We start from the raw sequence: 7,226 nt of genomic DNA, 5'->3' as shown, positions 1-7,226 counted from the left end.
TTGGTGCCGCCGTTATCGCCAGGCTTGGCCTTGTTTACGATATACTGTTTGAATCCACTCATCTCACCGGTTGGTGAGCCGTCGTTGTTGACGAGATTGTTGAGGCGTAAAAGTGTAAAGCCGTGATAACCGAACTTTGTGATTTTTTCTTCGATTTTTTGGAATCCGCTGCCGCCTGTTGGGAGTGCATTTTCACCATTCAGGCGAACACCCTTCGCATTTGCGATCGAGGAGACGGTATCTACCAGTGTGGACGGCAAGGAATAATTTGGTGCTGAGCCACTGTCGTTCATCTCCAGTGCAGTAAAGGTCAAATCCAGATCGGCATCCTTGAACTTTTGTATGAGACGATTGTAATCATAATATCCACCTGCATGCTCCGTGCTGTGAGGCATTGCAGGGTTGTTCATCTGCCAATGCAGGCCGGAAATCTTGGCTCCGATACGGACACCGAACACAGAATCAAAGTTTTTGTGGGCAGCTGCTCCGATGACGCCCAGATGATTTTCAAGCACGCTCTGGTACCACGACAAGAAATCCTTACCATACGTGGAATTATACCCGCCGTTCGTGTAAAATCCGTCCCCGTCGGTCGGCGGATTGATTTGGCTGAGGCTACTCAGCTTGGTACCCCAGGCTGCATTAATCTTGTCCATTGATCCATACTTTTCATTCATGGCCGTGCGGAACGCATTTTTAGCTGTTTCAGTGTAGGCTTGGAATTTGCCCCGTGCAGGATAACTCCATCCCGCTGCCGGATAGTATGAAGGATATCGCAATTCTCCAGAGGGACCACCGCTTAAATAAATTTTAGGAATGATGCTTTTGTAGCTAGCAAAGGTTTGAGCAAATGAGGCATACAACTCGTCATATTGTTTACCAGTCCCGCTCCATAATGGAGAGAGGGCTTCGTTATTGGCATAGCCGCTTTCGTCCTTGAACTGCATTTCATCTGCACTGCCCTTGCTCGATAGCCAGCTTGGCAGTGGGATGTTGCAGTCATCCCCCACATTTCCCCCACACTTATGCGTAGAAATAATAGGAACCCAATTCAGACCTGCCTCTTTCACAGCGTCTGCATAGGTCTTGTAATAGCTCCAATCAAATTGGTTATCTCCTGCGCTTTCCACATATCCCCACCAGACATCGGTGGTGATGGCATACACGCCGTTGCTTTTCAGCGTTTGCAGTTGCTTTTTGAATGCGCCCCAGTCATTGATTTTCGCCAGCGGCCCCATGACGGAAGCCTGAAAATCGTCAGCAACCGCAGCGCTTGCCATATTGGAAGGTGAACCAATGAAGGCGGTTAGAGACAGCACAAGGCTTAGCAGAATCAGGCACCCTTTGTTCCATAGACTTCGATACACGGTCAAATCGATCATCCTCCCCAAAGCATAGTCTATTTCGACAACATTCTGTAAACGTTTACAAAAATGATTATAAAGCAAGCGGTTGCATAAAAAAGAAGAATTTATTGCACACTCGGGGGGGAGAAATATGACTATTTCGCTAGTGACACCTTGATAGGAACAGACGACCAACTGCTGCTGCAAATGATTCCAAGCCCGTTTAATCCTCAAAAAAGGCATAGGTCTGAAAAGCAGACGCATGCCTTTTTGTACTGTACAAGATAGATTGGAGACGACTTTCCATACAGAATCAGGAACGTTTGAGGGTGTAGTAGTCTGCGCAACCACTAAGCAGTATTGCACGGGGTTACTTGCTTAAAAAATAGGGCGAATTTTCTGGTCGGCAATGCCACTTTTGCGGTAAAAATACGTATTGATCCGATCGCGCCATTCCTGAGCGTGCTCAACCTGATGCTCCAGACGCTCCAGCACCTGTTCATAGATCGCTTCATCCAGATGATCCCGCAGACTAATCCATGTGTCTCTAAGGCCGACCGCACGTTCCGCACCATCAAAATGTGTATCATAAATGTGTTGAATGACGGTTTGACCAGATTGGAGCACGTGCGTATAAGGAACATGATGAAAAAACAATAGCAGCTCATCCGGGCAGGTATCGATGGATTCATAGATATCCGCCTGGGGAGAAAAATATTGTCCGGCATAGCCCGTTCCGGTTGCAGTTGTGCGGTCTACACCGATTCCCCGACAATCGGCAAAATGATAGGTCCCCCACATCGAATATTCGTAGCCGTCTACATCCGGCCCATAGTGGTGGCCAGGGCTGACCATCCAGCCGATCCCAAGCGGGGCGGTGTAGGACTCGTAAATATTCCATGAATCGAGCAGCATTTGCTTAATAGCAGGAATGAAATCTGTACCGCTGTCACGCTTTCCTTGTCCGCTAAACGTCAGCCGAACCCACTCATCAGCGATTTCGTCTGCGGATAGCTCCGGGTCCCATGCCAACCGACCGTAGCCGTAAAGATTGGACTGGGCGAGCAAATGTCCGGTCCAATTGGTGTCTGCCCCAATATTGGATACAGCGGCGATCCCATAGTTGGTGTGTTTGGTGGAGGAAGGTGAAGCAGAATTGCTCCTGCTATGCAGAGCGCCACTTACGAGGCACTTGATGGTGGAGCCTTTTCCCTGTGCGTAGGTGTCAAAATCCAGTATCTCCTTCCATTGCGGAACAAGATAACACAAATGCCGCTGCTGTCCCGTGTACTCCTGTGCAATTTGAAATTCCAGCAACACCTGGGTAGCTTCCAGCGCGCCAAACAAGGGGGAGACAGGCTCCCGCACCTGAAAATCCATGGGACCATTTTTAATCTGTAAAATGACATTTTCCCGGAACAGCCCATCCAGGGGTTTAAAATGGTCAAAGGCCGCGCGAGCCCGATCCGTCTTGCGGTCACGCCAGTCCTGCTTGCAGTCATAGACAAAGCAGCGCCAAATCACCCGTCCGCCGTAGGGCTGCAACGCATCTGCCAGCATATTGGCGCCATCGGCGTGATGACGCCCGTAGCTGAACGGCCCGGGGCGATTCTCGGAATCGGCTTTTACCACGAAGCCGCCCAGATCAGGAACGGCGGCGTAAACTTCCCGGGCTTTGGCCTGCCACCATTCAGCTACGCCAGGGTTCAGAGGATCGGCGGTGGTTAACCCGCCGAGCTGAATAGGGCTGGCATAATTAATGCTCAAATAAATTTGGATGCCATAGGCGCGAAACACCGCAGCCACTTTGGCCACATCCGGTAGAAATGTGTCTGTAATCAGCTCTGTTTCTACGTGATGAACATTCACATTGTTAATGGATAGGGCCTGAATGCCAACAGAGGCAAGTAGACGAGCGTAGTCTCGAAGACGGTCCATATTTGTGGTAAAGGCGTTATTTTCGTAGAAAATGGATGCTCCCGCATACCCGCGTTCCACACTACCGTCCATATTATCCCAGTGGTTGATCATGCGGATGGGATTAGCCGGATTAGACACTACATCCAGAATGGGAGCGTGCAAGGATTCAATGCTGGGCTTCAGCTTGCCATCCAGTCCTCCTTGCAGCCAGCGCAGCAGATGAAAAACCCCGTATAATACGCCTTTGGTGGTCTGCCCTGCGATCGTGACGTACGCCCTCTTTATGGTCTCATTATCGTGATCATACGAAGCTGAATGTACCGGGTTTGGATTCCCTATACCGCGAATTCGGTAGCCTTCTGTGCTCACCTCTGCCCGTTCCTCTGCGTTAAATTGTTCTGCAACCCATGGATGCTCTTGGAATGTACCCAAAGCAATGAATGGCGCACTCACAGGAACGGTACTCATCTTCGGCTGCTGTCCGAACATGGAGGTCAGTCCGTGTTGAAGCTCGCTCGCAGCCGTTTGAAGTACTTCATCTGCCTCTTGAACTACGATGGCCTTGCACCAAGCGGGCATGCTCTCCACCTTACGATTGCGGTGATAATCCAGCCAAGCGTCATAGCCGCTCTCTCTTTGCATGTCGATACGCTTGCTCATATTAGGGGCCTCCTTTTGGGCAGGTGAAGGTTAGTGTCAGGCATGCTGCTCCTGATCCTGACTCATGTGCCGGGGAAGAACCAGACGGTTGCCTTTACCTTCGTATAGCCACAAAATAGCGGTAACTCCTCGCGGGTAATATTTGCTGCCGTGGGCAATACCGGAGAGTATTTGGTCGCTCCAGCACCAATAGGATTCCTCGGAGTGCAGGAGCCATGAGACATGGGCAGCATCCGCAGCCTGCCCTGCTTCCTCCCAAGGCAGCTCCAGTAGCTCGCGAGCAATGAACTGGGACAGGTAGATTTTACTCAGCCAGGAATTGTTACTAGTCGAGGACAGCTTCCAGCCTCCATCTTCGAATAGGCACACTCCCGGTGCCAGCACCGTTTCCAAATGGCGTCGAAGTGCTTGTATATATCCGCCAAATCGCCCATTGAGTTGAAGTGCTTCTTCGCAGCCTGTGAAGTAAGGGAAGATCAGCCCCTCAATAGCGGGGATAATCTGTGAATCATTGCCCTCCTGAATGACCGCAGGAATATAGCCCTTGTCTGTCATTTGCGCTGTGATCGCTGCTGCGCATTTGTCTGCCTGTAAGGCTGCTTCCTGTGAAAGGGAATCCAGCCCTTCTGAGGCAAATAGCTTTTCCAGCGCAATATATACGGCCCAGCATTTGCTGCCCAAATAGATGTTGTTGCGGGACTGTCCCAAGGATACGTCCAGACTATCGTAGGTTGTAATTTCTGCGCCTCCAAGGGTTCTGGAGCTGTCCAGGCCCATTAAGCCGTTTCGTTGCGCCGGGTCTGGATGATCCCGCTGTAACATGCTGGCGAAGCATTCACGCAAGATAGGCAGCATACGCGCGGTAAATGACCGATCCTGTGTCTGTTCGATATATACCGTGGCGCAGCATAGCCAGTTCACCAGCTCTTCATGGCTCATATAAGAGAAGCAGCCGTCAATCCCTGCCAGCTCATAACAGGAATATCCCGGACGTGAGAACACATTTGCCACGCCCATATCATGCGTGAACGTAATGCCGCCAGGATAGGTCTGTTCGTCTGCCGGAAACCGTACCTCATCCCGGTAGCTGTACCGTTTGACGAACCACTCCAGCTCGTTGCGTACCGTCCATGGGTTCAAAGTCAACTCAAAGTAAAGCTGATCCGCCGTCAAATCCAGCGTATTCATCATCCGATATTCGCCTTCGTTAACGATCCAGATCGGTTCTCCATCCGCTTGCTGACTGAGCAACTGGGTGCTGCCGTAATAGCTGTGAATCGCCTGCACGAGCATAAATTCCTGATTCTGGCTCAAGCCTGCCGACTCCATCCAGTGATTCGCCTGGATACAGGCTGCGGTCAGGTCTGTAAAATGCTCCAAAGCATAGCCCGCCACGTCTTCAATATTCGTGAACAGCCGGGTGTAGTAATACGCTGTGTCGATACCTGTAGTAACGATGCCGCCGCGATAGAAGCATATGGCGAAGGAATACGTGCGCTTTTCGCCTGCGGGAACGTCCATGAGGAGCGCACCCGTCACGCCCAGGCCAAAGGATAAATTCTCATCCATGTTCTCCCCGAGCAGGCTCTCCATTGTAAATCCAGTTGCAGGTATCGCTTCGCTGCTATTGGTCACAATAGCTGTGCTGCGCCCTTGGCCAACGCCCGTGAGTCTTTGCGATTGGGGAGAATCCACAGCGTCCCTGCGTGGGTCTTCTCCAACAATGCGTATCCCGCTGTACGGATCACTGCCCTGATAGCCGAAAAAAGCTCTCCGCACAGCCGTTCCCTGCGTATTATCGACCGTAAGCTCGGCAAATACCGCTGGAACCAGCGCTGCCCGCAGTTCATCCACATCCGCTTTCCCCGGCTCTGGCACCGGACGGACAGGAGAATACAGCCGGAACGTCAAATCTCCAGCGCTCCATGTATCCGATCCCACTTTTAGCTCACGGGTAATGTCTTGATCGGCAAAGGGAACGAGCTGTGGCTCCGTTCGTTTATCCTTTTTCTCCACATCGTATCGGGCGCTTTCGTCCTGTGCGGCTGCAAAAAAGGGAAGCGCCTCATATACCTCACCGTCTCTGGATTGCAGCCCGATATATACATTTTCATCTGCTGGCTTGCCCAACTCCAAGCCAAGTCCACCCCGATTACCTTTGAACCCGAGCGTAAAGCTGGAGAAGGCCCCGATAGGTGAGTGTTGCGTGTTATAAAATATATTTTCCGTCATGATAATGAAACCCCTTTCAACATAAAGAGTGACTTCCATACACAAAAGTATTTTGCAGCATGATCCTATATCCGACATATATTATACTCACTGGATCTCATATAGAGCCTAGCATGCTACGCTCCGAGTAACCATTGTCAAATCGCGCATTAATTTATCCAAATCGTGCCGAAAACGATATACTGGAGTAAAATCCTATGTATGCAAGGAGGGGAAACATGTCGTCACCACGTTTACCGAATCGCCCAGACCATCCAGACCTTACGGCTACTGGAGAGGAATTCTTTTTTCCCGATGTGCGAACCACGGTCAATCTGTTTGCCATTCATACGCGAAGTGTCGGAGGGGACTGGAACTATCCACCACACGAGCATCCTCAATATGAAATTAATATCGTGCTTGCAGGAGAGCAGGTGATGGTGGTGGAGGGTCGCAGCTATACACAGCGGCAGGGGGATCTGGTTCTTCTTCGACCGGGAATCGTTCACTCCAGCCACAGCAGCGGCGAGGGCTTTACGTACTTTTGCATGCATTTCGACATTGATGACAAGTTGTTTCTTTCGTTGCTGAGTCGTCTGGAGCAAGTGCTGTTTCCAGCCGAAGGTGCGGTGGCGAGGCAGATAGGACCCGCGCTGGATAAGTTGCTCGAACTTTCCACACCCAATGCAGAAAAAGCAGGGGATTCGGTGGCGAAGCGTATGCGGATACAATCTGCCGTATTTGAGCTGTTTGCTACGTTATGGGAGGCGGTGTCCAGTGAAGCGGCACATCTGCCGGGGCGCGGATACGTGCAGGCTGAGCTTGCCTATCAGATTGCCAGCCGCCTTCAAGGCAGGGTGAATCAGCATTTTGGACAGATGGATTCTGTGGAAAAGCATGATGGGATTGAGGATATTTCATCCGAGTTAGGTATTAGCGTGTCCCATTGTAATCGTGTATTCCGTAGTGTCTTCGGTGTATCTCCCCGTGTGTATCTGTCTGGTCTTGTCCTGCACGAAGCCAAATTGCTGTTGGCGGATCCGCAATGGACGGTGCAGCAAATTACCGATATGCTCGGCTATGGGAACA

At 51.0% G+C, this 7,226-nt stretch carries 4 protein-coding genes; 1 reads left to right on the top strand and 3 read right to left on the bottom strand.

Annotated features, from left to right (window positions below; all coding sequences use genetic code 11):
• The 3 genes from C1I60_RS25225 to C1I60_RS05165 form a co-directional block, all read right to left on the bottom strand.
• Window positions 1-1,373, bottom strand: a 1,373-nt coding sequence (locus tag C1I60_RS25225) for a family 14 glycosylhydrolase (protein WP_252361572.1), incomplete at its 3' end; no start/stop codon positions are given.
• 351 nt (window positions 1,374-1,724) lie between these two features.
• Window positions 1,725-3,926 (bottom strand): alpha-glucuronidase family glycosyl hydrolase, encoded by a 2,202-nt coding sequence (locus tag C1I60_RS05170; RefSeq protein ID WP_137060777.1) that lies wholly within the window; start codon window positions 3,924-3,926, stop codon window positions 1,725-1,727.
• Window positions 3,927-3,962: 36 nt separating this feature from the next.
• The gene (locus C1I60_RS05165; protein WP_137060776.1) at window positions 3,963-6,158 is read right to left on the bottom strand and encodes a glycoside hydrolase family 52 protein; all 2,196 of its coding nucleotides are present in this window, start codon (window positions 6,156-6,158) and stop codon (window positions 3,963-3,965) included.
• Between the two features lie 218 nt (window positions 6,159-6,376).
• Between C1I60_RS05165 and C1I60_RS05160 the strand changes: the two genes are divergently transcribed.
• On the top strand, window positions 6,377-7,226 hold an 850-nt coding region (locus C1I60_RS05160; RefSeq protein WP_252361571.1), incomplete at its 3' end, for an AraC family transcriptional regulator.

Source organism: Paenibacillus terrae (genome assembly GCF_005217525.1).
Taxonomy (GTDB): Bacteria; Bacillota; Bacilli; order Paenibacillales; family Paenibacillaceae; genus Paenibacillus; species Paenibacillus terrae_C.
Note: the sequence above shows the minus strand (reverse complement) of the source record. Positions and strands in the feature narration are given on the sequence as shown.

What these genes read in the sequence shown, in the direction of transcription:
- C1I60_RS05165 (WP_137060776.1), bottom strand. Translation starts at nt 6,158, where the DNA reads ATGACGGAAAATATATTTTATAACACGCAACACTCACCTATCGGGGCC.
- C1I60_RS05170 (WP_137060777.1), bottom strand. Translation starts at nt 3,926, where the DNA reads ATGAGCAAGCGTATCGACATGCAAAGAGAGAGCGGCTATGACGCTTGG.